General features: G+C 63.4%; 23 protein-coding genes. 20 read left to right on the forward strand and 3 right to left on the reverse strand.

The genetic code is table 11. The annotated features are described in order from the left end of the window. Nucleotides 1-1,059: an RIP metalloprotease RseP gene (gene rseP / locus DAES_RS11035; RefSeq protein ID WP_013515105.1), complete on the forward strand. Its 1,059-nt coding sequence runs from the start codon at nt 1-3 to the stop codon at nt 1,057-1,059. Beyond that, nucleotides 1,034-1,831: a tRNA (adenosine(37)-N6)-threonylcarbamoyltransferase complex dimerization subunit type 1 TsaB gene (gene tsaB, locus DAES_RS11040; RefSeq protein WP_013515106.1), complete on the forward strand. Its 798-nt coding sequence runs from the start codon at nt 1,034-1,036 to the stop codon at nt 1,829-1,831. Before rseP ends, tsaB begins: the two co-directional genes overlap by 26 nt. 197 nt (nt 1,832-2,028) lie before the next feature. Here tsaB and dnaA read toward each other — a convergent pair whose 3' ends face one another. Together dnaA and thyX are read right to left on the reverse strand one after the other, a co-directional pair. Further along, nucleotides 2,029-3,384 (reverse strand): chromosomal replication initiator protein DnaA, encoded by a 1,356-nt coding sequence (gene dnaA / locus DAES_RS11045; RefSeq protein ID WP_013515107.1) that lies wholly within the window; start codon nt 3,382-3,384, stop codon nt 2,029-2,031. Between the two features lie 620 nt (nt 3,385-4,004). Next, on the reverse strand, nt 4,005-4,739 hold the full coding sequence (thyX, locus tag DAES_RS11050) for an FAD-dependent thymidylate synthase (RefSeq protein ID WP_013515108.1): 735 nt from the start codon (nt 4,737-4,739) through the stop codon (nt 4,005-4,007). A 127-nt stretch (nt 4,740-4,866) separates the two neighbouring features. On the opposite strand from thyX, the gene DAES_RS11055 reads away from it, so the two are divergent. Continuing rightward, nucleotides 4,867-5,316, forward strand: a complete 450-nt coding sequence (locus DAES_RS11055; protein WP_013515109.1) for a DUF2721 domain-containing protein — start codon at nt 4,867-4,869, stop codon at nt 5,314-5,316. Here the strand turns inward: DAES_RS11055 and DAES_RS11060 are convergent. Then, nucleotides 5,313-5,852, reverse strand: a complete 540-nt coding sequence (locus DAES_RS11060; RefSeq protein WP_013515110.1) for a hypothetical protein — start codon at nt 5,850-5,852, stop codon at nt 5,313-5,315. The genes DAES_RS11055 and DAES_RS11060 overlap by 4 nt on opposite strands. Nucleotides 5,853-5,942: 90 nt before the next feature. Here DAES_RS11060 and DAES_RS11065 point away from each other — a divergent pair, with 90 nt between their 5' ends. The 17 genes from DAES_RS11065 to rpe all read left to right on the forward strand — a co-directional run bounded on the left by DAES_RS11065 (nt 5,943) and on the right by rpe (nt 24,646). After that, complete coding sequence (locus DAES_RS11065; RefSeq protein ID WP_013515111.1) at nt 5,943-6,926, forward strand: zinc dependent phospholipase C family protein; 984 nt, start codon at nt 5,943-5,945, stop codon at nt 6,924-6,926. An 86-nt stretch (nt 6,927-7,012) separates the two neighbouring features. Continuing rightward, nucleotides 7,013-7,789 (forward strand): AsmA family protein, encoded by a 777-nt coding sequence (locus DAES_RS11070; protein ID WP_013515112.1) that lies wholly within the window; start codon nt 7,013-7,015, stop codon nt 7,787-7,789. 104 nt (nt 7,790-7,893) lie between these two features. After that, a complete protein-coding gene (locus DAES_RS11075; RefSeq protein WP_013515113.1) occupies nt 7,894-9,576 on the forward strand; it encodes a CgeB family protein in 1,683 nt (560 codons plus the stop codon). Between the two features lie 414 nt (nt 9,577-9,990). Further along, nucleotides 9,991-10,875 (forward strand): flagellin N-terminal helical domain-containing protein, encoded by an 885-nt coding sequence (locus tag DAES_RS11080; RefSeq protein WP_013515114.1) that lies wholly within the window; start codon nt 9,991-9,993, stop codon nt 10,873-10,875. 164 nt (nt 10,876-11,039) lie between these two features. Then, complete coding sequence (fliD, locus tag DAES_RS11085) at nt 11,040-12,752, forward strand: flagellar filament capping protein FliD (RefSeq protein WP_013515115.1); 1,713 nt, start codon at nt 11,040-11,042, stop codon at nt 12,750-12,752. A 21-nt stretch (nt 12,753-12,773) separates the two neighbouring features. After that, on the forward strand, nt 12,774-13,541 hold the full coding sequence (fliS, locus tag DAES_RS11090; protein WP_013515116.1) for a flagellar export chaperone FliS: 768 nt from the start codon (nt 12,774-12,776) through the stop codon (nt 13,539-13,541). A gap of 98 nt (nt 13,542-13,639) precedes the next feature. Next, nucleotides 13,640-14,713 carry a glycosyltransferase family 4 protein gene (locus tag DAES_RS11095; RefSeq protein ID WP_013515117.1) on the forward strand — a complete coding sequence of 358 codons (1,074 nt, stop codon included), beginning with the start codon at nt 13,640-13,642 and terminating at the stop codon, nt 14,711-14,713. Continuing rightward, nucleotides 14,710-15,915 carry a glycosyltransferase gene (locus DAES_RS11100; RefSeq protein WP_013515118.1) on the forward strand — a complete coding sequence of 402 codons (1,206 nt, stop codon included), beginning with the start codon at nt 14,710-14,712 and terminating at the stop codon, nt 15,913-15,915. The genes DAES_RS11095 and DAES_RS11100 overlap by 4 nt, the downstream gene beginning before the upstream one ends. Before the next feature lie 93 nt (nt 15,916-16,008). Further along, nucleotides 16,009-17,457, forward strand: coding sequence for a YIP1 family protein (locus DAES_RS11105; RefSeq protein ID WP_013515119.1), 1,449 nt, complete (start codon nt 16,009-16,011; stop codon nt 17,455-17,457). Between the two features lie 9 nt (nt 17,458-17,466). Further along, on the forward strand, nt 17,467-17,802 hold the full coding sequence (locus tag DAES_RS11110) for a hypothetical protein (protein WP_013515120.1): 336 nt from the start codon (nt 17,467-17,469) through the stop codon (nt 17,800-17,802). A gap of 125 nt (nt 17,803-17,927) precedes the next feature. After that, nucleotides 17,928-19,070, forward strand: a complete 1,143-nt coding sequence (locus DAES_RS11115; protein ID WP_013515121.1) for an OmpA family protein — start codon at nt 17,928-17,930, stop codon at nt 19,068-19,070. 157 nt (nt 19,071-19,227) lie between these two features. After that, a complete protein-coding gene (gene ahbC, locus DAES_RS11120) occupies nt 19,228-20,421 on the forward strand; it encodes a 12,18-didecarboxysiroheme deacetylase (protein ID WP_013515122.1) in 1,194 nt (397 codons plus the stop codon). 216 nt (nt 20,422-20,637) lie between these two features. Further along, nucleotides 20,638-21,618: a porphobilinogen synthase gene (gene hemB / locus DAES_RS11125; protein WP_013515123.1), complete on the forward strand. Its 981-nt coding sequence runs from the start codon at nt 20,638-20,640 to the stop codon at nt 21,616-21,618. A gap of 4 nt (nt 21,619-21,622) precedes the next feature. Then, nucleotides 21,623-22,792 carry a heme b synthase gene (gene ahbD / locus DAES_RS11130; RefSeq protein ID WP_013515124.1) on the forward strand — a complete coding sequence of 390 codons (1,170 nt, stop codon included), beginning with the start codon at nt 21,623-21,625 and terminating at the stop codon, nt 22,790-22,792. A 293-nt stretch (nt 22,793-23,085) separates the two neighbouring features. Further along, nucleotides 23,086-23,535 carry a siroheme decarboxylase subunit alpha gene (gene ahbA, locus DAES_RS11135; protein ID WP_013515125.1) on the forward strand — a complete coding sequence of 150 codons (450 nt, stop codon included), beginning with the start codon at nt 23,086-23,088 and terminating at the stop codon, nt 23,533-23,535. A gap of 25 nt (nt 23,536-23,560) precedes the next feature. Then, a complete protein-coding gene (locus DAES_RS11140) occupies nt 23,561-23,896 on the forward strand; it encodes a hypothetical protein (RefSeq protein ID WP_013515126.1) in 336 nt (111 codons plus the stop codon). Between the two features lie 99 nt (nt 23,897-23,995). Next, nucleotides 23,996-24,646 carry a ribulose-phosphate 3-epimerase gene (gene rpe, locus DAES_RS11145; protein ID WP_013515127.1) on the forward strand — a complete coding sequence of 217 codons (651 nt, stop codon included), beginning with the start codon at nt 23,996-23,998 and terminating at the stop codon, nt 24,644-24,646. Nucleotides 24,647-24,711 lie beyond the last annotated feature (65 nt).

Consider the following 24,711-nt stretch of genomic DNA (forward strand, 5'->3'; position numbering starts at 1 on the left):
ATGCTGACAAGCGCAATAGCCATCGTCCTGGCCCTGGGCGGCCTGATCTTCTTCCACGAACTCGGCCACTTCGCCGTGGCCCGGCTGTTCGGCATGGGCGTTCGGTCCTTTTCCCTGGGCTTTGGCCCCCGGCTGGCCGGGTTTCGGTCAGGTGCCACGGAGTACAAGCTTTCGGCCATCCCGCTTGGCGGCTACGTCCAGCTGGCCGGAGAACAGGGCGAAGAGGAAGAGGACTTCCCGGACGACCAGCTCTTTTCCAAACGGCCCCCCTGGCAGCGGCTGTGCGTGGTGGCCGCCGGTCCCATCTTCAATTTCCTGCTCGCCTTCCTCATCTACTGGTTCCTGGCCCTGGCCCAGGGCCAGGGAGTGGTCATGCCCACGGTGGGCGAGGTCATGCCAGACAGCCCGGCCCTTGCCGCCGGCCTCAAGAAGAACGACCGGATCATCAGCATTGACGGCAAGCCCATTGATTCGTGGTCTGAAATGGTCGAGACCATCCGGGCTGGCAACGACACCTCCCTGCGCTTTGTGGTGCAGCGCGGCGACGAGTCGCTGAGCCTGGACGTGACCCCAAAGGTGAACACAGTCAAGAACCTGTTCGGCGAGGAAGTGACCGTGCCCATGGTCGGCATCGGCCAGGGCGGGGTCATCGAATACCGGCCCGTGGACGGCGTGGGGGCGCAGATCGCCCTGGTCCACACCTGGACCATGTCCACGGTGGTGGTCAAGGGGTTCGTCAGCATCATCGAGCGGCTCATTCCGGTGGAGTCCATCGGCGGCCCCATCATGCTCGCCCAGATGGTCCACAACAGCGCCCAGTCCGGGTTCTACGACCTGCTGGCCATGGTGGCCATCATCTCCATCAACCTGGCCATCATCAACCTGCTGCCCATCCCGGTGCTCGACGGCGGACACATCGTCTATTTCCTGCTGGAAATGATCTTCCGCCGCCCCATCAGCGACCGTTGGAAGGCGGCAGCCACCCGCGTCGGCATCCTCATCCTGCTGATGCTCATGAGTCTGGCCATTTTCAATGACGTTCGCCGCCTGCTCTCATAAGCCGCACGGCCTGACCCTGGCCATGGCCGGGGCCGAACAGCGCCTCCAGTTCGTCCTGGGAGAGCCGACAGCGGACGGATGGGTTCTGCTCGCCTCCCGCGAGTGGACCGTGCCGGGGCAGTCGCTGCGCTTCCTGGTGCCGGGCCTCAAGGAGACGCTGGACGGATTCGGCATCACCGCCCAGACCATCGACCGCATCGCCTGCGTGCGCGGCCCTGGAAGCTTCACCGGGTTGCGCCTGCTCCTGGCCGCTGCCCAGGGCATGAGCGCGGGCACGGGCGCGCAGTTGGCCGGGATCGACTACCTGCCCCTGCTGGCCGCAGGCCCCGGCCCGCTCCTCGACACCGCGCTCCACGTCCTGACCTATGCCCGGCGCGGACTGGTCTACCTCCAGAGCTTTGACGCCCCTTCCCTTGCCCCGCTCTCGCCCCTGTCCTCCTGCACCCTGGCCGAGGCGGCGCAGCGCATGGCCTCCCTGGGCAACACGGCCCACCTCATGGGCAGCGGATTGCGCAGGAATCCGGATTTCTTCGCCAGCCTCGTGGCCGAAACCCCAGGCTTCAGCCTGCTCCCGGCCCGATGGGACACCCCCTCCTGCGATCAACTCCTCGACGCGGCCCAAACAGCCCGCTACCAGACCGACCCCTTGGAACCGGCCTATGTGCGGCCTTCGGACGCCGAGACCAACCTGCCTCAGCTCGCCCGGAAACGCGGCCTCGACCCGGACGAGATGGACCAGCGACTCAAGACGCTCAGACAGAAACAAGCCTGACCACCTGATTTCACAGCCACCTGACAGGATTGAAGCACGAGACCCGCCGCCCCGGAGGGTGGCTTCGCCATTGCCTGCGCCCAAAAAAATCTCCCGGACGCTCTCTGAGCAGCTGCGTCAGAGGGCGTCCGGGAGCGTCCAGAAGCGTCCGGATGCGTCCGGAAGGACATGCGGGGGCGGAAAGCGGCCCGCAGGGATTACGGAGTGAGGCGGTCGGCGGTCTGCTCGATCTGGCGGCCCAGAGGGGTCTGAAGCGATATCTCGCGCTCCACCTTGGTGATGCCCTTGAGCACGGTGGAATGCCTGCGTCCGAGCTTGTCGCCGATGTCCTTGAGGGAGAGCTCGGTATGCTTGCGAGCCAGATAAAAGGCGGTGTTGCGGGCCAGGACCACCTGCCGCTTGCGGCTCTTGGATTTCAGTTCGTCCTCTGACAAATCGTAGCTCTTGCAGATGAATTCGACGATGTTGAAGAAATCCGGGGCGGAGTTGTAAACTGCGTAGTTGTCGAGCACTTCCCAGGCCAGGTTCAGGGTCACGGCCCGGTTGAGCAGTCGCGCCTTGAGGACCAGGTTGCTCAGGCAGCTCTCAAGCTGGCGGATATCCGTGGTGATCCGCTCGGCCAGCAGTTCGGAGACCTCCACCGGGACCGACACCTGGAGCTTGCGCGCCTTTTCGAGGACGATGCGGCGGCGGGTCTCAAGATCCGGACGGTTGATATGGGCCAGGAACCCGGAGCAGAACCGGGAGACAAGACGGTTGTCCACGCCGGAGAATTCCTTGGGCATGAAGGAACTGGTCAGGAGCACCTTGCACCCGCGCTCGCGCAGGGCCGTGAGGGTGCATAGCAGCTCCTCCTGCATCTTCTCCTTGCCCTGAAAGAAGTGGACGTCCTCAAGGAGCAACACATCGAGATTCTCGCGGAACTGCGCCTTGAACACGTCCACCTGCCGGGATTTGATGGCCAGCACCATGCGGGTGGCGAAATCCTCGGACGACAGACAGGCGACTTTGAGGTTTTTCCGATTGGCCGCCCGGCACAACTGGTTGCCCACCGAGTGGAGCAGGTGCGTCTTGCCCAGGCCGGGGCCGGAACTCAAAAAGAGGTGATCCGAGGAAAAGGCGCTGTCGCACAGGCTCTTGCTGGCCGCGCAGGCCAGTTCGTTGGACGGGCCGACCACGAAGTCGTCAAAGGAGAAGCGCCAGTTGTGGACCGGGATCGGTCGCGGTCCCTCGACAATGGGCAGCCCCAGGTGGGTGGCCCGCGGCTCTGCGGCCACGGCTCTGCCAACCGGGGCAACCGGTTTGGCCGCCTTTTCCAGGTTCGCCACGATGGTGATCTTCGGATCGCCGCCCATGACCTCGGCAGCGGCCTCCCGTATGACCTGGAGCAAACGGTCGCGCACCCAGTTGGCCACAAAGTCGTTGGGGGCGCTCAAGGTCAGCCTGCCGCCCTCGACAACGCCGTCGAGCGGTTTGATCCACACGGCGAACAATCCGGGGTTGAGACTCTTTTCAAGAGAAGTACGTATTTGCATCCAGGCAGCTTTCATCATGCAGAGTGAGATAGTTGATTGGCGCGGCCAAGACAATTCTTGAAATTCAAACGTGCGCACAAAGCCGGGTCAGGGTTCTCGACAGTCGCAACCGTCAGAGAAAAGACATAACAGCTTGGAATAACTACAGTATAACAAGAAACGGCTCATGCAGACGATTCCCGGTCTCAGCCCGGTGAAACAGGCGTGTGACAAGGCTTCCCAGCATCTTGAAATTTTCTAGATTTTCTAGTTATCAACAGCTTGTTTATTTCTTTTCAACAGCTATAAAGTCCTATTTCGACGAATTTTCGAAATTTCTGTGATTTTTCTCGCTGTCAGAAAATTTTTTATCACTTGACGCTCTTTCACCTAAAATGAGCGTTCATGCCCTACTCATTTTAACGACTCAGAATAATTGAAATAATTGCCACAGTATGAATAATCATTACCATCCGGTGAAGCCGGCATTATCTCCAGAAGGCTCATAACCCCGCACAGCGCAAGGGCTAGCTGACTCCGGCCCGTTATGAACACAAAAAATTCCTGAAAAATCGAGCAAAAAACACCTTGACACAAAATGTGCAAGGGTTTCCGAGTCCGCAAGGGGTGGGAAGAAATCCCAAGCTGTTGGAAATTTTCTATTGGCCGGGCGTGCGTGTCGGATACTTGCCACAGGCGAATTTTGGCGATTCCGGGCAATAGCCGAGCTGTTCGCACCGGGCTCCGCCGTTGATGAACAGGGCGGGCAGCGTCTCCTTGCAGATGGCCAGCATGGCGTCGGCCATGGCCCGGACCTCCCACTGCGCCCTGTTGCAACAGCGCAGGTGAAAGAAGTGGTGCAGGCTGCGGCAATTCATGGTCATGACGATCTTGGTCTCGGCAGCCTGGGGCAGGACAAACCGCGCATCCTCATTAGCCTTGGCTTTGCGCCCGTGGTCCACGAGGATGGCGCGCAGGTCGCTATAGGCGGACTGGACCTCGGCCATGAACCGCTCGAACCGTTCGCGCGCCTCTGGTATCCTGGCTATGGCCGGGGGCAGGATGTAGTCCATGTCGTTCTCGGCTACATAGCGCTGGCTTTGCTGCGAGTAGGACGCGATGCGGTGACGCACCACCTGGTGCGAGCAGGCCCTGGAGATGCCCTCCACGGCAAAGGTCAGGGAGACGTGCTCCACCGGGCTGTCGTGGCCGGACTCCATGGTCTTGCGCACGAAGTCCGCCTGGGTCTCGCGGTCGATCTCGCCGGAGAGGAGCCTGGGCCACATGTCGCCCACGAACCCGGCGTGGTAGCATTGCCGAAAGGCGGCGTAGATGAGCGACAGGGCATCCGGGGTCATGGACAGCAGTTCGACCCTGAGGTTCTTTTCGGGCATGGGCTGGGCTCCTCTTGGCAGGTGATGTTCACGCGGTGTCACTGTGTAGCGCAAACCGCTCCGGCTGTCACCTTCGACCAGCTTTTTGCCCTTGACGAGCCGCCTGGAATGGGAGCAAAGAGGCCTCATGGAAACCACATACCTCGTCAACATCCTTCAAGCGTCCATTGCTCCCTTTGTCCTCATTTCGGGCATTGGCCTGCTCGTGCTCTCCATGACCAACAGGATCGCCCGACCGACCGACCTCATCAGGCGGCTGCTCGACGAATTGCCGAACGCGCCAGAACGGGACGTGAAATTCCTCCTCAGCCAGGTGGCCGTGCTGCGCAAGCGCTGCTCCATCATGCGCTGGGCCATCTTCTACTCCATCATGGCCATCATCTGCGTCAGCTGCGTCACCCTGATCCTGTTCGCCAGCCAGGTTCTGAACATGCGCCTGTACTTCATGGTGGAGCTGCTGTTCGGGGGCGCGCTCGTCAGCCTGATCACCAGCCTGGTCTTCCTCCTTGAAGACATCCGCATCACCCTGCACTCCCTGGACATCGAAATCGAGCGCCGCAAGGGCAACCTGGGCTAGTAGGCGATCTTCTCCAGGGCGTCCTCCACCAGCGCCTCGGGCGGATTCGCCCCCTGGAGGATGAAGTGGAGCACGCCGTAGAAAACCGGCTCCATGACCGCCAGCCGGGCCGACAGTTCGCGCCACGCCTGTTCAACATCACCGGTTTCCAGCCCCGATTCCGCCTTGGTCGTCCTTTGGGCCAAGGTCCGCGAATCGACCATCAGGTAGAAGACCTTGCCCGCGCCGTGGATGCGCGGCTGGATGTCCTGGTCCGCCACCAGCGCATCGTCCAGGATGATGATGGCGGGCGGCCCGGCCAGTGCGGCCAGGGCCTCGCCGCCATCCGCAGGCCTGACCGCGCCCAGCCCGGTGCGCTCGGCCAGCAGCCCGGCCAGGAGCGCCCGGTTGCTGCCGGGCAGACCCACGAGAATGATCCGGCCCGTGTCCGCCCAGGCGTCCGGATAGTCCTCGCGCCGCTCCCCCCTGCCATGTTTTCTGGTCGCCCCGGCGTCCTCCACCTCGGCGACTTCCCTGATCATGTGGTCATATTGCATCTTCACGTGCTCCATTGTGACAAGAGTTCCCTTTGCGCAACCGAGGATATCAAGTAGAGTGGCGCAAACGCAAACGGTTTGAGGACGGCCATGCCCAAGGATCTGATACACTTCTCCATCGCCGAGCGGACAGCCGCGCTCCTGGACGGGACACGCCTCGCCCCCTGCCTTGCCGCCGAGCGCCACGGCCTGCTCCTGGGCGCGGTCCTGCACGACGCCCTGTTCTACGCCACCCCGCCGGGCGGCGCCCCCCTGGAGCGGCTGGCCCACAGGCTGCACGGCGCAAACGGCGAGGACACCTTTGCCCTGATCCGGCTGCTCACGGACCACGCCGCAGATGCCTGGGCCAGACAGGGCGCAACACTGCCGGTCGCCCTGCTCGTGGGCGCGGTCTCGCACCTGTATGCGGACGTGGCCATGCACCCCATGGTCTGGCACCTGAGCGGCGACTACTACTCGGCAGACCCCACTGCCAGGTCCGACGCCCGGCAACGCCACCGCGCCCTGGAATCGCTCATGGACATGGTCGCCTGTCCGGCAATGCTTGGCCGGGCGCGCTCCTCCCTGCGCCTGATGCTGCGCCGCTGCCCCAACCTGCTCGACCAGGGATTGCCCGTGGCCCGGCTGGGGACCATGGCCGACATGACGCCCGAGGCGGCCACCCGCGCCCTGGCACGGGCATGGCGCACCTTTGCCCTGTTCCAGGCCGCCTACTCGACACGCGCCCTGGCCAAGGCCGCCTTTGCCCTGCGCCCCTGGCTGCCGCGTCCGGCGGCGGAGCTGGCCGCCCTGGCCTACGCGCCTCAGCTCCTGGCCCAGGCCGCATTCCTGTCCGGGCCCATCCCCTATTGCCACCCGGTCACGGGCAAGCCGCGCACCGCCACCCTGGACGCGCTGATGGACGAGGCCGCGACCAGGGCCGCTGCCCTGTGCCAAAGGCTTGAACCCGCGATATTCGACCAGCAGCAGGCAGTCCCGGACGAAACCGGCCCTTCCATGGACACCGGGCAGCTTGGCGTGTCCACCCGCGACATGCGCCACTTCGCGGACCCGCCCTTCCCCAATCTCGCCTGACCAGCATCTTTTGCCGCGAGCGTTGCACTGGTCGGCCAAATGCCTTAGGCTCACGGTACTGAAAGACCTTCTGCACAGGAGTGCGCATGAAAAAGATCATTCTCATCGGCGTCGGGGCAGTGATAATCGCAGTTATCGCCATGATCGTTTTCGCCATCCTCAACCTCGGCTCCCTGGTCAAGGCAGCCATTGAGACCTACGGGCCGCAGATCACGAAAACCGAAGTCAGGCTCGATTCGGCAGACATCTCCATCCTTTCGGGCTCCGGCACCCTCAAGGGGTTTCTGCTCGGCAATCCCGAGGGATACTCCATGCCCAGCGCCCTGGAGTGCGCCACCATGCGCGTCACGATGGTTAAGGAGTCCCTGACCACGGACAAGATCATCATCGAGGAAATTTTCCTGGACGGCCCGGTGGTCAGCTACGAGAAGAAGGGCAACACCGACAACTTCAAGGCCATCCTGGCCAACATCAAGCAGACCGTGGCCAGCGAAAAGAAGGAAGCCAAGGCCGAAGACACCCCCACGGACACGGGCTCGGAAAAGACCATCCAGATCAATAATTTCATCGTCAGGAACGGACGGATCAATCTGGGCGGCTCGTTGCTCGACACCTTTGGCAGCGACAAGGGCCTGGGCATCCCCATGCCCGACATCCACATGAGGGACATCGGCAAGGAGAAGCAGACGACCCCGGCTGAGGCGTTCGCCATGATCCTGACCGAGATGACCGGCGACATCACGGGCACTGTCTCCCAGGTCGCCAAGCAACTCTCCGAGACCCTGAACAAGGCCGTGGAAGGCGCGGCCAGCGGGGCCGGCTCTGCGGGCGGTGCCATCAAGGGGCTGTTCGGCTCGGAATAACGGACGGCGCGGGCCGCGTCCCGGCACAGGGGCGCGGCCCTTTCATTACATTATACTATGGGCACCTTGCCTGCCCGGCGCTTCATGCGGTACTGGATTCCACCATGCCTACCCGCACACCATACACAGCCCATCCTCTGACCGGGCCGGACGGCCTCTTTGATGTCCGCCTGCTGGTGGGCGGCAAGACCTGGCACCTGTGGGGCCGCAACGGCCCCGGACAGGAGCGCGATCTGGCAGGGAGCATTGCCGACCAAGCCCTGCCGGTGCTCGTCGGCGCGGGCCTTGGCCACTGCCTGCGCGCCCTTGGCGGACGCCCGGTGGCAGTGGTGGACCGGGAGGCCGGAATCGAGGCGGTCACCGGCGTGCGCCGGGAGTTTGGCAATGCCCCCTCGGTGACCTGGATCGACGAGGCCACGCCGGAGGCGGTCATGGACCGCCTTGGCCGGTGGCAGGCCATGCACGGCCACGCGCCCCTGGCCCCCATCGTCATGCCTCTCTATCCGCGACTGGACAAGGCCTACTACGGCCCCATCGCCCAGGCCCTCAAGGCTGCGGCCCAGGCCGATTTCCGCAGCAAGGCCGCCTATCCGAAATTTCGCTCGACCATGCCGCGCGTCCTGTTCCTCGACTCCGGCTATTTCCTGTGCGGCGAGATTCTCGCGTCCATGGACCGGCTCGCCATCCCCCACCACGCCCTGACCCTGGACCGGCAGGCCAGGGGCAGCAGCGCATTCATCGAAGCCCTGCTGCACGGGATCGTCGAGTTCCGCCCGGATTTCGTCCTGACGGTCAACCACTTCGGCCTGGACCGCGAGGGCAGGCTGGCCGGGCTCCTGGCTGACCTCGGAGTGCCACTGGCCTCGTGGTTCGTGGACAACCCCGCGCTCATCCTCCACGACTACGCCCACCCCGGCACGGACAACACGGCCATCTTCACCTTTGACGCCGGAAACCTGGAGGCCATGCGCGCCAGGGGGTTCGCCCACGTCCACCATCTGCCACTGGCCACCGACCCGCAGCGTTTCCGGCCCGGCCTGTCGACCTCGGCCCCGGCAACCTGGGCGAGCGAGGTTTCCTTTGTAGGCAACTCCATGACCCGGCCCGTGGCCCAAACCCTGGACGACGCGGACCCGGATAACGCCCTGCGCGCCGGGTATCAGGCGGTTGCCGCCGCGTTTGGCGCGTCGGGCGAGACCGATGTGCGGACCTTTCTCGCGGCCCGGCACCCGGACTGGCGCGCGGCCCTCGACAGGCTGCCCACCCCGGAGCGCAGGCTGGCCCTGGAATCGCTCCTGACCTGGGAGGCCACACGTCAGTACCGGCTCGCCTGCGTCCGGGCCACCCTCGGCTTTGCCCCGCTCATCGTGGGCGACCAGGGCTGGAGCGAACAACTGGGCACGGACGCGGGCTGGCGTCACCTGCCCGGCCTCGGTTATTATGACGACCTGCCGCGCTTCTATCCCCTGTCCGCCGTCAGCCTCAACTGCACCAGCCGCCAGATGAAAGGGGCGGTCAACCAGCGGATCTTCGATGTCCCTGCCTGCGGCGGATTCGTGCTCACGGACCACCGGGAACAGATGGAAGATCTCTTCGACCTTGAAACCGAGGCCGCGGTCTACCGCAACCCGGAAGAAATTCCACACCTGCTGGCCGCGCTTCTGGCCGATCCGGCCCGCCGCAGCAAGATATCCATGGCCGCCCGCAAGCGCATCCTGGCCGAGCACACCTACGAGATGCGCCTGCGCCGCCTGCTCGCGGTCATGCGCGACACCTTCGCCTCCTAGTGTGGCGACCGCACAATGCGCAAAGCCGCATTGTGCTGTGGACCGCTCCGCCCAAAAACGTGGTTTTAGCTTGCTCACGCCGCCTATGGCAACAGAGCCGGACATTCGTCCGGCTCTTGTGTCGCACCTTTTGGTAGGGATCAAATTTGAGGGCGCTACACGCCCCCCCGGCTTCCGCTTTCACTCCCCCTGCCAGCCAGCGGCGCGGCTGTCTGCGCGCCCGCTTTCGAGACGCATTTCCAGCCACAAGCCTTCACGCAACCTTTGGAATAAAAAAAAACATTCACACAACCTAAAGTTTTCGCATGACCGGACGATCAGTAGGGCAACACAAGAGAGATTTGCCCGGCAATCCCCGCCGCCGGAAAAACAGATCTCAGGCAAGGAAGCCGAAACACTTTCAAGGAGGAAACTATGTCCCTTATCATCAACAACAACCTGATGGCGATGAACGCCGCCCGCAACCTCGGCACCTCTTACGGCGCCCTGGAACTGTCCACCAGGCGTCTGTCCTCTGGTCTGCGCATCACCCAGGCTGCGGACGACGCCGCCGGTCTGGCCGTCCGCGAGCTCATGCGCGCCGACATCAGCTCCCTGCAGCAGGGCATCCGCAACGCCAACGACGCCATCTCCCTCATCCAGACGGCTGACGGCGCCCTGGGCGTCATCGATGAAAAGCTGATCCGCATGAAGGAACTGGCCATGCAGGCATCCACGGGTACCTACAACTCCGACCAGCGCCTGATCATCGACTCCGAGTATCAGGCCATGGCCTCGGAAATCACCCGTATCGCCAACTCCACGGACTTCAACGGCATCTACCTGCTCAACGGCAACCTCTCCGGCACCCACGACGGATCGACCCTGGCTGTCACCGGTCAGTTGAAGGTCCACTTCGGTACCGGCAACGACTGCTCGGAAGACTACTACTACATCCAGATCAACAGCTCCACGGCCTCGGCCCTGGGTGTCGGCCTGGGTGCAGGCACCGGCGCAGGCGCGTCCATCTCGACCCAGGCGCTGGCCCAGCAGGCTCTTGACGTGCTGAACACCGCCATCATCTCCAAGGACAAGATCCGCGCCAGCCTCGGTGCCCTGCAGAACAGGCTGGAGAACACCGTGACCGTTCTGGAGATTCAGTCCGAGAACGTTGCGGCTGCGGAATCCCGCATCTCCGACGTGGACGTGGCCAAGGAAATGACCCAGTTCGTTCGCAACCAGATCATGACCCAGGCCTCCGTCTCCATGCTGGCCCAGGCCAACTCCCTGCCGCGGATGGCCCTGTCCCTCATCGGCTAGGCGTAACCCAGGTCGCAGACACTGCGCACACAGGCCGGGCCCTCCCTCAGGGGGCTCGGCCCTTTGATTTCAACAAGTTGGCACAATAGCTCTCTGGCACCGGGCTTGCATTCACCACGGCAACCCAGTGCAACCAGGAAAAAACTTCCGACAGGGACAACGCCATGGCAGACGGAACATACACTTCCGGCTCGATCAACTTCACCGGCCTTGGAAGCGGCACCGACTTCAACAAGCTCATCGATGGCCTGATCGATGTGGAACGCACCCGCATCACGAGGCTGGAGACGTGGAAATCGTCGTGGAAATCCAAGAACGACCAGTTCGCCAGCCTGAACACGCAGATGCTTTCCCTCAAGACGACCCTTGAGGATTTCGACACCATCAACGAGTTCCTGAAGAAAACGGTCACCAGCTCCGACACGGCCCGGCTCACCGCCAGCGCCGAAAGCACCGCGATGGAAGCCAACACCTCCATTGAGATCGGCCAGCTCGCCGCCAACGACGTGCACATCACGGCGTCGGGCACCAGCTCGCTCAAGACCGCCATCACCAGCTCCAACACGTCCTTCACCTTTTCCTACGCGGGCAAAAGCTACACCATCAACGACATCCCGGCGGGCACGACCCTGGAAGGATTCGTCAACCTCGTCAACAACCACCCCGACTCGCGCAATCTCATCCGCGCCTCCACGGTATACGACGGCTCGGTCTACCACCTCCAGTTGAGCGGCATGGGCCAGGGCAGCAAGAACCAGCTGGTCATCTCGGACGACGGAGGCCTCATCTTCGGCGGGTCGGACTTTCTGCAGAGCCAGGAGGCAGTCAACGCCCAGATCCGCGTCAACGGGTTCCCGTCTGCGGGCGGCGGCTGGATCGAGCGCTCGTCCAACACCATCAACGACGTGCTCGAAGGGGTCACCCTCAACCTCCGCGAAGCGGAGGTCGGCAAGACAATAAAGCTGACCACGGCCACCGACGCCTCCGGCATCAAGGACACCGTCAAAAAGTTCGTCGATGCGGTCAACACCGTCCGCGCCCAGATCATCAAGATCACCAGCGTGGAAGAGGATGACTCGGGAAAAGCCACGGGGTCCCTCCTCACGGGCAACTACGGCGTTGACATGATCGCCCAGAAAATCAAAAATATCACGGCAGAAATGGGTCTCGGATTCACGCCGTGGGATGCCGACACCATGACCGGCGACCGGCTCTCGGCCCTGTCCCAGCTTGGCATCATGACCGATGCCGAGCAGGGCTCGCCGACCTACGGCCTGCTCAAGATCGATGAGGAAGTCTTTGACAAGGCCATGAAGGAGAACGACCCCGAGGACATCGCCAAACTGTTCTCGGCCAAGAACTTCGGCGAAAGCCAATCCACGGATTTCACCTTCTCCTCGCTCATCGAAGGGACCACCAAGCCCGGCGCGTACGACGTGAAGATCGTCAGCGACGGCAGCAAGATCATCAGCGCCACCATCAACGGCGAGGAGGCGTCCATCGACGGATGGGAGATCACGGGCAAGACGGGCGATGCGCTCGGTATGGCCATCCGCCTGGACAACATTTCGGCGGGTACCCACAACGGGACCGTCACCGTCAAAACGGGCAAGGTCGGCGAAATGATCGACGAGCTCAAGCAACTGACCAAGCCCTACAACAAGTACACCTACGAAGGCGGTCCGCTGTCGGTCCTGCAGGACAACTACAAAGACATCATGGAGTCCATCGACGACAAGATCGCCTATGAGACGACGCGCATCAACAAGATGGAAACCAATCTCAAGCTCAAATTCTCGCGTCTGGACGCCCTGCTCGGCCAGTACGAACTGTTGCAGGGACAGCTTGAGTCTTCCATCGCCCAGTTGACAGCATAGGAAGATCAGGAGGATGACTGAATGACGAATCCCGCAAGGGCCTATCTCGCGACCCAGGTCGAGACGACCACCCAGGGCGAACTGCTGATCATGCTCTACGAGGCGGCTATCAAATTCCTCAAGCGCGCCAAGGTCGAGATCGACAACAAGGACTATGCGAAAAAAGGCATATACATCTCCAAGGCCATGGCCATCATCCATGAGCTGGCCGAGAGTCTGAACAAGGAAAAGGGCGGGGACATCACGCCCAGGCTCAACCAGCTCTACATGTTCTGCACCTCGCAGCTGATCAAGGCCAATATCCGCCTGGACAACAAGATGGTCGACGATGTCATCAAAATCCTGGATGGCCTGCGCTCGGCCTATGCCCAGATCGTGCCAGGGCACGACGGCAAAAAGACCCCGGCCCAGGCGGCGACCGGCCTCGGCCCGCTGCCGACGATCCCCAATGTCCCGGCCATGCCCAAGGCCCCGCCCTTGCGCCCCACCTCCTATGCGGGCATGAAGCCGGGCCAGCCGCAGGGAATGCCGACGCAGCCGATCACGCAGCCGATTGCTCCGCAACCGATGGCCCCACAGGCTGCTCCGCAACCGATGGCGCAACAGGCTGCTCCGCAGCTTCCAGCCCAGGACCAGGAAACTGCAACGCCGCCCGCTCCGCCCCAGGCCCAGCCGCAGCAACAGCCGCCGGTCCAGGCCCAGGAAACGGTCCAGCCGCCCAAACTGCGTTCTGCCGTCAACACGGCCCGGCTCCGTGCGGCCAACGCGTATAACAGCAACAACAGGTAATCACGGACCGGCCCGAAAGGGCCGTTTCCACGCTTGCAGTTTCACCCAACCCGGCTGGTTGTGTTTACAATACCGCCGCCTTGTGTCACCTTTCGCCCATGCCTGACACCCCTGTCCGCGTTCTGCACGTCGTCAGCTCTCTGGGGCTTGGCGGCACCGAAAAGGCGATGCAGCTGCTGGTCGCCCACCTGGACAGGTCCCGGTTCGAGCCAACCGTGTACAGCCCGGTGGACGGCGAGCGGGGCGTTCAGCTACGCGCGATGAGGATATCCACCCATGTGAGCGACGACCTGCTGACCGTACTCATGAAGGTCAGACCGGACATCGTCCACATCCACAGGGCCGGCTGGCCGGAACCCCACGCCCTCAGGTCCATCCGCCTCGCCAACGTGCCTGCGGTGGTAGAGACCAGCGTCTTTGGCAGACCCGACCCCAGCCCACAGGCAGGCGTCATCGACCACACCCTGTTCGTCTCGCGATTCTGCCTGGACCGGTTCGCCCAAACCACGGGCATCGACCCTGATCCGGCCCGCTACTCGGTCCTGTACAATCCGGTGGACACGGACTTTTTCGCCTCGGCCACGCCTGACGAGCGGGATTTCTCCATCCCGTCGGCAGGCCGCATCTCCCGCGCCGATCCAGGCAAGTGGTCCTGCCTCGCCCTCGACTTCCTGCCCGCCGTGGTCCGCGCCATCCCGGATTTCCGCTACCACGTCATCGGGAGCATCCCGGCGGCTGCCGCCTTTGTGCGCGAGCACGGCCTTGACCGCCATGTCGCCTTCCACGAACCCGTGACCACGGACCGGGAGATCGCCACATTCATGAACTCCATCTCCCTGCTGGCCCACGCCAACGACGCGGGCGAATCCTTCGGGCTGGTCATCGCCGAGGCCATGGCCTGCGGCCTGCCGGTGGTCACCCACCCCTGCTCCGGCCTCAAGGACAACGCCCAACTCGAACTGGTGGAGCACGGCGTCACCGGCCTGGTGGCCGCCACGCGCCAGGAATACGCGAAGGCCGTCATCTTTCTCCTGACCAATCCGGACGCAGCCCGGCGCATGGGCCAGGCCGGACGCGAAAAGGCCGCAACCCTCTACCGGGCGCAGACCATTGCCGCCAAGCTCGAAACCCTCTATCAGGAACTCACCATTCGCAAAGGAATCCACCGATGAACCCGACCCTCATCGCCTACCATACCGAGGCTGTCCTCGCCTTCGACTTTGCCGACGCCGCGCCTGTGGCCCGTGCGTCCCAGCCTGCGGGCGAGGACACCGAGACCTTTGTCCGGCGCACCCTGCGCATCGCCGGGAAAAGCGGCGCACAATGGCTCATCCTCTTCGGCATCGGCTCCGGCGAAGTTCCCCTGGCCCTGGAGGCCGCATTGCCGGACTGCCTGCAACTGGTCGTCTGCGAGGCCGACGCCGCGGCGGCACGGACCTTTCTCGCGGCCAATCCCGGCTGGAAGGACGGCTCGGGCAAGGGCTGCGTCCTGGCCGACAGCTCCCCGTGGACGCAACTCTATCTGCTCGCCCTGTCCGGCGCGACCCCACAGAACAGCACCACCGCGCTCTGCCCGGACCTTGACGGCGAGGAGCGCGCGCACTGCCAGGCCGTGCAACGGCTGTTCATCAGCGCGCGTCCCCATCAGGCCATCAACAGCTCCTACCTGAGCCACGTGGCAGTGCAGGCCCCGGACGTAAGCGTGGGCGTCATCCTCAGCCCGGACGAGCCGCAGCTCGACACCTTTTTCGGCCAGTTCCCGGACTGGGTAAAGGAGGTCGTGGTGGTCTGGGACGCAGAATGCGTCCCAAACCGGGAGTTCGCATGCGCCGCACCCATGCGCCATCTGGCCCGGCCCCTGGACGATTTCGCCGCCCAGCGCAACTGCATGCTCGACCACTGCACCGGCGACTGGGTACTCTATCTCGACGGCGACGAATGCTTCAGCGACGATGTCTGGAGCCTGTTCACGGCCATCATGCTCATCAAACGGCTTGAGGCGTGCTACTTCCCGCGCATGACGCTCTTCCCGGACGAGGACCACTGCAAGGTGGGGTTTGGCCTGTGGCCGGACCTGCAACTGCGCCTGTTCAGGAACCGGGAAGGCGTCCGGTTCAATCGCCCGGTCCACGAGCGGCTGACCAATATCACGGGCCGCGTTGCCCTGGCCCTGGACGCGCCCATCCTGCACTTGAGCCGGTTGCGCAAGACCCCGGAAGAACTGGCGGCCAAGCTGGAGCGGTTCCGCGAGGTGGGCGGCCAGCCCCACCGGCTCAACGCCGACTACCCGCACCTGCCGCGCAGCCTGTTCCCGGAGGCGGCCTTCATTTCCGGCTCGCTCCAGATGCTGCTGCTGGAGGAGAACCCGGCCTGAAACCGGTGCAGCGCATTGCACGCCGCTTGATTCTTCCATATAAAGTGGATACGAGCATGCAACATTGACCAAAACGTCTTTCAAGGGATGACGATGGAAATACTCTGCCCGGAATGCGGCTTCAGCCGCGAAGTGGACGAAACGAAGATACCGGCCCGCTCACAGGTTGCCACCTGCCCGAAGTGCAAGGCGAAATTCAAGTTCCGGGAGCTGCCGGAGGAAGAGTTCACGCTGGACGACCCGGACGCCGATGCCACGCAGGAACCGGCACGCGGCAGCGACGCCCAGGTGTCGCCTCCCCGCGGCCCGTCTGCAGAAAGACAGAAACAGCAGGCGTTTCAAGATTTTACTGGTGACGACGATGCTGACGACGATGTGGTCGAGAGCCTGGGCAAGGGACTGGACGCGGACCATGACGACGACATGCCCATTGATGACGACCTGCCCATTGACGATGACATGGTCCGCGACGAAGACCTGGACGACGACATGGGCAGCCGCCTGGACCACGACCTGGGTCACGACGCACACGAAGCGCCGCGCGCCGCAAAAGGCGCAGACTCCGGAGAGGAGCTCTGGGACAAGCTCGGCGACATGCGCCCGCCCACTCCCGGCCACGGGCCGCGCACCCCGGCCACGGGCAGTGAGGCCAAGACCAGTGCCGCTCCCAAGCCTATCCCGACGCCCAAACCCGCCCCCAAACCGGACTCCGGCCCCGCGCCTGTCCGGGAGCGCGAACCCGCTCCGGAGCAGACGCCGGTCCCCGGCTGGACAGGCGAATTCAACGCCGACTTCCCCGATCCCATGGACGATGCGGTCAAGGCCGGGCATGACAACCCAATGGATGCCGACGATGACAGCGGCTCCCTCGGCCTTTCCAAGGACAGCTACGCAGACGACGGGCAAGGCCCCAAGGTGCCGCCGCCCTTTGAGCAGCTTGACCGCTACGGATTTTTCCCCGGCCTGTTCATGACCATCAGGCTGATCCTGTTTTCGCCCCGGCTCTTCTTCTCGGTCATGCCCGTGGGCGGCGGGCTGGCCAAGCCCCTGACCTTCGCCATCCTGCTGACCATGATCCAGGGGCTGTTCCAGTATTTCTGGGAGTTGGCCGGACTATCCACCACTGCCATCGGCCCAGGCGGAGCCGATGGCGTCGACGGCTTCTCCGGCACGGCGGGCGCGCTGATGATGCTCTTGCTCATGCCCGCCTTCATCGCCGCCGGGCAATTCATAGTCACGGGCATCTACCACCTGCTGCTCATACTTATGCGGGCCGACAGCCAGGGATTCGAGGGCACCTTCCGCGCCCTGGCCTATGCCAATGCCCCGCTCATCATCGGCATCTTCCCCATGCCAACGGCGGGCATCGAGATCGGCTGGATGATCCTGGCCGCCATGTGGGGCCTTTCCCTGACCATCATCGGGCTCAGACACATCCACAGGGCGCCCTATTCCAAGGTGGTGCCCGTGGCCCTGATCCCCCTGCTGCTGGCCACCATTGGTGGCGTCATGGCCTTCTACAGCCAACTGGCGACCATCTAGGCGGGCGGCATGTTCGGCTGGTTCAGGGACAGGATCGAGACATGGAGGGCCAAGCGCAGGCTGGTCCGCGACATCGACCCGCGCGCCATCAAGCGCATGGCCCAGGAAATCCGCGACCTGGCCATGCTCGCAGCCCAGCTCGGCCCGCGCGGCAAGGACATCCGCACCCTCATCAGGAACATCCTGACCGAGATGGAACGCCTCTCGGATCTGACCGACCGCCCGGAATTCCGCAAGCTCTCCCCTGGCAAGCGCCTGCTGCTGCGCCAGGGGCTGATCGAGTCGCGCGAACAGCTCCTCGAATCCATCGAATCCAGCCCGTCGCCCACCCAGACGCTCCAATAGCGCAGCGCCCCCCGCCGGACGTGCCGGGCGGCATGCTCCTTGCTCACACCCCAGGCATGAACCGGGGAGCGTCGCCAAGTTGGCGCGCATCCCGCGGCGGCTGCAACCAATACCCGGTGTGAGTCATGAAAAAAACAATTCTTTTCGCTCTGTTGATCGCATTGTCCGCGTGTGCGCACATAGACCCGTCCATCACGGACCAGACCAAGGTCTACACCGACTCGCCTGTCAGGAAATCGCCACTCCAGGTGGCGGTCCACCCCAAGGGCAGGCAATACAGCCCGCTGACAGCCTATTTTCACTCCTTCATCATCCAGCAGGAAAACAGCGACTCCGCCCAGCTTTCCATCGCCTTTGCCCAGATATTCAGCAACGCCTGGCTTGAGGAGCGGCTGTTCACCGTCATGGAGTTCAATCCCGACAACACCTACCAGGGCGTGAACACCGCCCTGCAACGGGCAAAGCGGCTCGGCGCGGACCTGACCATTGTCGGCTTTGTGCCCTATTTCTACTCCGGGCACACCCTGGACGACACGGCCATCACCATCCAGATCAACATCTACGACACCAAAAGCGCCACCCTGCTGTGGACCATGCTCCAGGCCGGGCGCATCGAGACCAAGCGGCCCGATGACTACTTCTACTTCATGCACGAATACCGGATGACCGACGCGCCCTTCAACAAGATCATCCGCGCCATCGCGGCGGACATGGCCGTGCCCCTCAAGGGCTGGCTGCCCTCGCCCGACTCCAACTACAACTTCGCCCGCACGGCAAGCGACGTGACCGCCAACCTCACCGGCGCGCCCGTGGTAGTGCCTGCGGCGACGGGCCAGGACCTGCCCCCGGACATGTCCGCCCAAACCACACCCGCCCCGGCAGCGCCCACAGGCCCGGCAGCCGATCTGCTCCGCCCCCAGGTCAACGGCGTCAATCTCGACATCCAGTTCGACTTTGACAAGGACACCATCCGGCCTGAATCCTACCCCCTGCTCGATGCGCTGGGCGAGGCCCTGAACACGCAACAGCTCAAGGGACGCAGCATCATCGTCGGCGGCCACACCGACTCACGCGGCGACGACGCCTACAACCTCGCCCTGTCCAAACGACGCGCCAACGCCGTCAAGGCCTACCTCGTCAACAAGTGGGGCGTGGCCCAGGATCTGATCGAGGCCGTGGGCTTCGGCAAAACCAGACCCATAGCCGCAGGCTCCACCACCGAGGCCATGCGCAAAAACCGGCGCGTGGAGATCCGGCTGGCTGGATGACGTTCCCCCTTGCCTTCCGTTCTTGACATTTCGAGAACAATTCCTACATACTTCCCTGAACGCTAGGGGGGCGCGAAGCCCCCCTTTTTTGCGCTTTTACACTGCCCGCAATGTGTGCTACCTGACAGCTTCACTTCATCAGAGAGGTTACATCTACATGATAGGCATTTCAAAACTCTTTTGCGGCGCCGTCGAGCCGTCAGACGCTCTGCGCTATGGCCGCGAATCCGGGCAGCTGCCCTCCCACCTGCTCCAGTTCTCCAAGGACAAGAAGCCCGTGGTGGTCTGGAACATGACCCAGCGGTGCAATCTCAAATGTGTCCACTGCTACGCCCAGGCCGTGGACCCGAGCAGCCAAAAGGACCCCATCTCCAACGAAAAAGCCAAGGAAATAATTGACGATCTCGCCCAGTTCGGCGCGCCGGTCATGCTCTTTTCCGGCGGCGAACCCCTGGTGCGCGAAGACCTGGTCGATCTGGCCAAGTACGCCACCAGCAAGGGCATGCGCGCGGTCATCTCCACCAACGGCACGCTCATCACCAAGAGCAAGGCCAGGGAGCTCAAGGAAGTGGGCCTCTCCTACGTGGGCATCTCCCTGGACGGGGCCGAGGAGGTCCACGACAAGTTCCGCGGCGTCAAAGGGTCCTACAAACAGGCCCTCAAGGGCGTGGAGAACTGTCAGGCCGAGGGGCTCAAGGTCGGTCTGCGCTTCACCATCAACAAGCGCAACGTGCAAGGAATCCCCCACCTCTTCGACCTCATCGAGCAGCTCGAAGTGCCGCGCATCTGTTTTTACCACCTCGTCTACTCGGGCCGCGGCTCGGAGCTGATGAAGGAAGACCTGGACCACGCCGAGACCCGGCAGGCGGTGGACCTGATCATGGACCGCACCCGCGCCCTGTTCGACAAGGGACTGCCCAAGGAAGTCCTGACCGTGGACAACCACGCCGACGGCCCCTACCTCTACTACCGCATGCTCAAGGAAGACCCGGCGCGCGCCGCCGATGTGCTCGAACTGCTCAAGATGAACGAGGGCAACTCCTCGGGACGCGGCATCGGCTGCATCTCCTGGGACGGCAAGGTCCACGCCGACCAGTTCATGCGCCACATCACGTTTGGCAACGTGCTCGAACGCCCCTTCTCCGAGATATGGACAGACCCGAACATCGAACTGCTCCACAAGCTCAAGGACAAGCGCCCCCATGTCAAGGGACGCTGCGCCACCTGCCGCTTCCTCAACATCTGCGGCGGCAACTTCCGCGCCCGCGCCGAAGCCGTGTACGACGACTTCTGGGCCCAGGACCCGGCCTGCTACCTCACCGACGAGGAAATCACCGGCGAGAAGCTGTAGGCACCAAGGAGTGCCTCCGGCGCCCGGGGGAAGGGGGAAAAGACCCTTTGAAAAGGGTTCGTTTCCCCCTTCCCCCGGACCCCCATCCCCCTTTTTCCCATACTTTTTGGGACCGCTTCGCGGAGAGGGAGGGTGAACAGGGTGTGCACCGTTGGCGGACGGGCGGGGATGGTGTAGAGACAATTCAGGATCAATGATTTTGAGAGGGAGAATGCCATGATTCCTTCGGATTTTCATCGCGGGCGCAGGCTGCGGTCCAGCCTGACCCTGCGCGAGATGGTGCGCGAGAACGAGGTCAGGCCCCAGGATCTGATCATGCCCTATTTCGTGGCCGAGACAGACGACGAATCCTTCATCAAGGAAATCTCGTCCATGCCCGGCCAGTATCAGCTCTCGCTCAAGCAGCTGGAGAAGAAGGTGGGCGAGGCGGTGACAAACGGCCTTCGGTCCTGCATTCTCTTCGGCATCCCGGCGCAAAAAGACGAGACCGGCTCCCAGGCCTATGCCGATTCCGGCATCGTCCAGCAGGCCATCCGCCTGCTCAAGGACCGCTGGCCCGACCTCATGGTGGTGGCCGACACCTGCCTGTGCGAATACACCTCACACGGCCATTGCGGGCTGGTCAAAAACAACGAGGTGCTCAACGACCCGACCCTGAACCTGCTGGCGCGCACCGCCGTGGCCCAGGCCCGCGCCGGGGCCGACATGGTGGCCCCCTCCGACATGATGGATGGCCGCGTGGCCGCCATCCGCGCCGCGCTCGACGACGCGGGCTTCCTCAACACGCCGATCATGGCCTACGCAGTCAAATACGCCTCGGCCTTCTACGGTCCCTTCCGCGAGGCCGCGGAATCCGCCCCCCAGTTCGGCGACCGCAAGACCTACCAGATGGACCCGCCCAATGGCCGCGAGGCCATGCGCGAGGCCGCCGCCGACCTGATGGAGGGCGCGGACATCCTCATGGTCAAGCCGGGCCTGCCCTACCTCGACATCATCCGGCAGGTGCGCGACGCCTTTGACGCGCCCGTGGCCGCCTATCAGGTCAGCGGCGAATACTCGATGATCAAGGCCGCGGCAGCCAACGGCTGGATCGACGAGCGGGCCGTGGTCATGGAATCCCTGGTGGCCTTCAAGCGCGCCGGGGCCGACCTCATCCTCACCTATTTTACCGAAGACGTGCTCAAGACGCTCAAATAACGCCATGACCAAACACCAAGGACACCCCGGCGGCCACCCCCACGGCAAGGGCCATCCCGGAACCCGTCCCGGAACCCATCCGGGAGCGGAAACCGCGCCCAAACGGTTCCTCGACGACGGGGTCACGCCCATCTGCCGCCTCATCGCCTGGGAGGTGACCCGCTCCTGCAATCTCGCCTGCAAGCACTGCCGGGCCGAGGCGCACCCCGAACCTTACGAGGGCGAGCTTTCCACCACCGAGGCCAAGGCGCTCATCGACACCTTCCCGGACGTGGGCAGCCCGATCATCATCTTCACCGGCGGCGAGCCCATGATGCGCCACGACGTGTACGAGCTGATCGCCTACGCCAAGGCCAAGGGGCTGCGCTGCGTCATGGCCCCCAACGGTACGCTCATCACGCCCGAAACTGCGAAGATGATGAAGGATGCCGGTGTCGAGCGCTGCTCCATCTCCATCGACGCGCCCGAGGCCGCCCAGCACGATGAGTTCCGGGGCGAGCTCGGCGCTTTCGACGCCTCCATGCGCGGCATCCAGCATCTCAAGGACGCGGGCATCGAGTTCCAGATCAACACCACGGTGACCAAGAACAACCTCCACCTGTTCAAGGACATCTTCAACCTGTGCGAAAAGATCGGCGCGGCCGCCTGGCACATCTTCCTGCTCGTGCCCACGGGCCGGGCCGTGGAGCTGGGCGCCGAGATCATCGCCGCCACCGAGTACGAGGATGTCCTCAACTGGTTCTACGATTTCCGCAAGACCACAACCATGCAGCTCAAGGCCACCTGCGCGCCCCACTACCACCGCATCCTGCGCCAGCGGGCCAAGGAGGAAGGCATCCCGGTCAACTTCGAGACTTTCGGGCTCGATGCCGTCAGCCGCGGCTGCCTGGGCGGCGTAGGCTTCTGCTTCATCTCCCATCGCGGCCAGGTGCAGCCCTGCGGCTACCTCGATCTCGACTGCGGCAACGTCCGCACCACCCCCTTCCCGGACATCTGGAAATCCTCGCCCCAGTTCCTCAACCTGCGCAACCCCGATGTCTACGAAGGCAAGTGCGGCCACTGCGAATACGAACGCGTCTGCGGCGGCTGCCGCGCCCGCGCCCAGACCATGAACGGCCACTACCTGCGCGAAGAGCCCCTGTGCTCCTACGAGCCGAAAAAGGCGAAGAAATAATGTCTCCGACGGCTGGGGGAAAACTCTTGGAAGAGTTTTCCCCCAGACCCCCTTTCAGAACTTTTTAGGGCTCCGCCGCCTGAAAGGGAAAATGACAAAGGAAGACTGGATGGCGGCGGAGAGGGGCGCACGGACTCGGGAAGTCGCACCGCTCACTTGAGGAAAGAAGACGAAACGGCGCACACGGCATCCACAGGCTGGCAAGGTCGACCAGCGCCGTTTCACACAAAAAGTTTTGGAGAGTCTAGAGAACCTTTTTCAAAAGGTTCTCTGACCACCGGAGGCACAACCCCATGGACAGTTACGACAAGCGGATACTCGACATCATCCAGTCCCATTTCCCCTTGGTTTCGCGGCCTTATGACGAGGTCGGAAGGCAGGTGGGGTTGAGCGGGGACGAGGTGCTGGTCAGGGTGCGGGAGATGAAGAAATCCGGGCTCATCCGCAGGATGGGGGCCAATTTCAACTCGCACACGCTGGGGTGGCAGTCCACGCTGTGCGCGGCCTCGGTGCCCGAGGACAGGCTCGACGCCTTCGTGGCCGAAGTGAACAAGCATGACGGCGTGACCCACAACTATCTGCGCGAGAACGAGTACAACGTCTGGTTCGCGCTCATCGCGCCGGACATGGACGCGGTGGAGGCCATCCTCGCCTCCATCACCGAGGCCACGGGCATCAAAATCCTCAACCTTCCCGCCAGCACGCTGTTCAAGATCAAGGTTGATTTCAAGATGGACAAATAGGCGGAACTTGGGCAACAGGGGAAACATGGACATTTTCATCAAGGCCCTGCTGCTCGGCATTGCCGCCGGGATCATCGATGTCATCCCGCTGGTCTTCCAGGGATCGGGCTGGCAGATCTGCATCGCCACCCTGCTGCGCTGGCTGGGGCTTGGCATGATCATCACCTACGCCAGGATGCCCTTTGTAGGATGGCTCTCCGGGTTGCTCGTCGGGCTGCTCACGGGCATCCCCTTTGCCGTTCTCGCCTCAGAGGCCGCGCCTGCTACGGTGGTCCCGCTCCTGCTCACATCCCTGGTGCTGGGCGGCCTGCTGGGCCTTGCCGCGGACAAGCTCATCACCAGCCAGCCCAGGCGGAGATAACCGCGCCGGGCCGGGAAGAAGCGGGTCGAAAAACTTGCGCATCCGGGGCGGAGCGGGTACACCTCTCCCAGCAGACAATCCCTACCCGGAGCGAGCGCCATGATCCTTTCCCCTTCCATGCTGTCCTCGGATTTCGCCAACCTGCAATCCGAGCTGGCGGCCCTGAAACAGGCGGGCCTCACGTGGGTCCACCTGGATGTCATGGATGGCATGTTTGTGCCCAACATCACCTTTGGCCCGCCCATCATCAAGGCCATGCGCGCCCGGTCGGACCTGTTCTTTGACTGCCACCTGATGATCCGCGAGCCGGGCCGCTACATCCGCGATTTCGCCGATGCCGGAGCCGATCTCATCTGCGTCCACGCCGAGGCGTGCGACCACCTGGAACGCGTCTGCGCCCAGATCGCCGAGACCGGAGCCAAGCCCGCCGTGGCCCTCAACCCGCACACCCCGCTTGATGTCCTGCGCTATCTCATCCCGCAGCTTTCCATGGTCCTGATCATGTCCGTGAACCCCGGCTTCGGCGGCCAGAAATTCATCCCCTTTTGTATGGACAAGGTCCGCGAGCTCAAGGGCATGATCACCGCCGCCGGGAGCGGCACGCTCATCCAGGTGGACGGCGGCGTGACCCTCGACAATGCCCGCGAACTGGTCGAGGCGGGCGCGGACGTGCTGGTCTCCGGCTCGGCCTTTTTCGGCCACCCGCCCTACGATGTGCGGCACAGGGCGTTCCAGGACGCCTGCAAGTAACCTCCTTCCGGCTCACGCCGCCCTCCGGGGAAGGCAAGCCATCCGCATAGCGCAAAAAGAGAATC

Origin of the sequence: Pseudodesulfovibrio aespoeensis Aspo-2 (genome assembly GCF_000176915.2) — a bacterium.
Taxonomy (GTDB): Bacteria; Desulfobacterota; Desulfovibrionia; order Desulfovibrionales; family Desulfovibrionaceae; genus Pseudodesulfovibrio; species Pseudodesulfovibrio aespoeensis.

What these genes read in the sequence shown, in the direction of transcription:
- DAES_RS11110 (WP_013515120.1), top strand. Translation starts at nt 17,467, where the DNA reads ATGTTCGGCTGGTTCAGGGACAGGATCGAGACATGGAGGGCCAAGCGC.
- DAES_RS11055 (WP_013515109.1), top strand. Translation starts at nt 4,867, where the DNA reads ATGGAAACCACATACCTCGTCAACATCCTTCAAGCGTCCATTGCTCCC.
- dnaA (WP_013515107.1), bottom strand. Translation starts at nt 3,384, where the DNA reads ATGATGAAAGCTGCCTGGATGCAAATACGTACTTCTCTTGAAAAGAGT.
- DAES_RS11100 (WP_013515118.1), top strand. Translation starts at nt 14,710, where the DNA reads ATGAACCCGACCCTCATCGCCTACCATACCGAGGCTGTCCTCGCCTTC.
- DAES_RS11115 (WP_013515121.1), top strand. Translation starts at nt 17,928, where the DNA reads ATGAAAAAAACAATTCTTTTCGCTCTGTTGATCGCATTGTCCGCGTGT.
- DAES_RS11105 (WP_013515119.1), top strand. Translation starts at nt 16,009, where the DNA reads ATGGAAATACTCTGCCCGGAATGCGGCTTCAGCCGCGAAGTGGACGAA.
- DAES_RS11095 (WP_013515117.1), top strand. Translation starts at nt 13,640, where the DNA reads ATGCCTGACACCCCTGTCCGCGTTCTGCACGTCGTCAGCTCTCTGGGG.
- ahbC (WP_013515122.1), top strand. Translation starts at nt 19,228, where the DNA reads ATGATAGGCATTTCAAAACTCTTTTGCGGCGCCGTCGAGCCGTCAGAC.
- thyX (WP_013515108.1), bottom strand. Translation starts at nt 4,739, where the DNA reads ATGCCCGAAAAGAACCTCAGGGTCGAACTGCTGTCCATGACCCCGGAT.
- rpe (WP_013515127.1), top strand. Translation starts at nt 23,996, where the DNA reads ATGATCCTTTCCCCTTCCATGCTGTCCTCGGATTTCGCCAACCTGCAA.
- DAES_RS11070 (WP_013515112.1), top strand. Translation starts at nt 7,013, where the DNA reads ATGAAAAAGATCATTCTCATCGGCGTCGGGGCAGTGATAATCGCAGTT.
- DAES_RS11060 (WP_013515110.1), bottom strand. Translation starts at nt 5,852, where the DNA reads ATGCAATATGACCACATGATCAGGGAAGTCGCCGAGGTGGAGGACGCC.
- DAES_RS11080 (WP_013515114.1), top strand. Translation starts at nt 9,991, where the DNA reads ATGTCCCTTATCATCAACAACAACCTGATGGCGATGAACGCCGCCCGC.
- hemB (WP_013515123.1), top strand. Translation starts at nt 20,638, where the DNA reads ATGATTCCTTCGGATTTTCATCGCGGGCGCAGGCTGCGGTCCAGCCTG.
- DAES_RS11140 (WP_013515126.1), top strand. Translation starts at nt 23,561, where the DNA reads ATGGACATTTTCATCAAGGCCCTGCTGCTCGGCATTGCCGCCGGGATC.
- fliS (WP_013515116.1), top strand. Translation starts at nt 12,774, where the DNA reads ATGACGAATCCCGCAAGGGCCTATCTCGCGACCCAGGTCGAGACGACC.
- DAES_RS11075 (WP_013515113.1), top strand. Translation starts at nt 7,894, where the DNA reads ATGCCTACCCGCACACCATACACAGCCCATCCTCTGACCGGGCCGGAC.
- DAES_RS11065 (WP_013515111.1), top strand. Translation starts at nt 5,943, where the DNA reads ATGCCCAAGGATCTGATACACTTCTCCATCGCCGAGCGGACAGCCGCG.
- ahbD (WP_013515124.1), top strand. Translation starts at nt 21,623, where the DNA reads ATGACCAAACACCAAGGACACCCCGGCGGCCACCCCCACGGCAAGGGC.
- tsaB (WP_013515106.1), top strand. Translation starts at nt 1,034, where the DNA reads ATGACGTTCGCCGCCTGCTCTCATAAGCCGCACGGCCTGACCCTGGCC.
- ahbA (WP_013515125.1), top strand. Translation starts at nt 23,086, where the DNA reads ATGGACAGTTACGACAAGCGGATACTCGACATCATCCAGTCCCATTTC.
- fliD (WP_013515115.1), top strand. Translation starts at nt 11,040, where the DNA reads ATGGCAGACGGAACATACACTTCCGGCTCGATCAACTTCACCGGCCTT.
- rseP (WP_013515105.1), top strand. Translation starts at nt 1, where the DNA reads ATGCTGACAAGCGCAATAGCCATCGTCCTGGCCCTGGGCGGCCTGATC.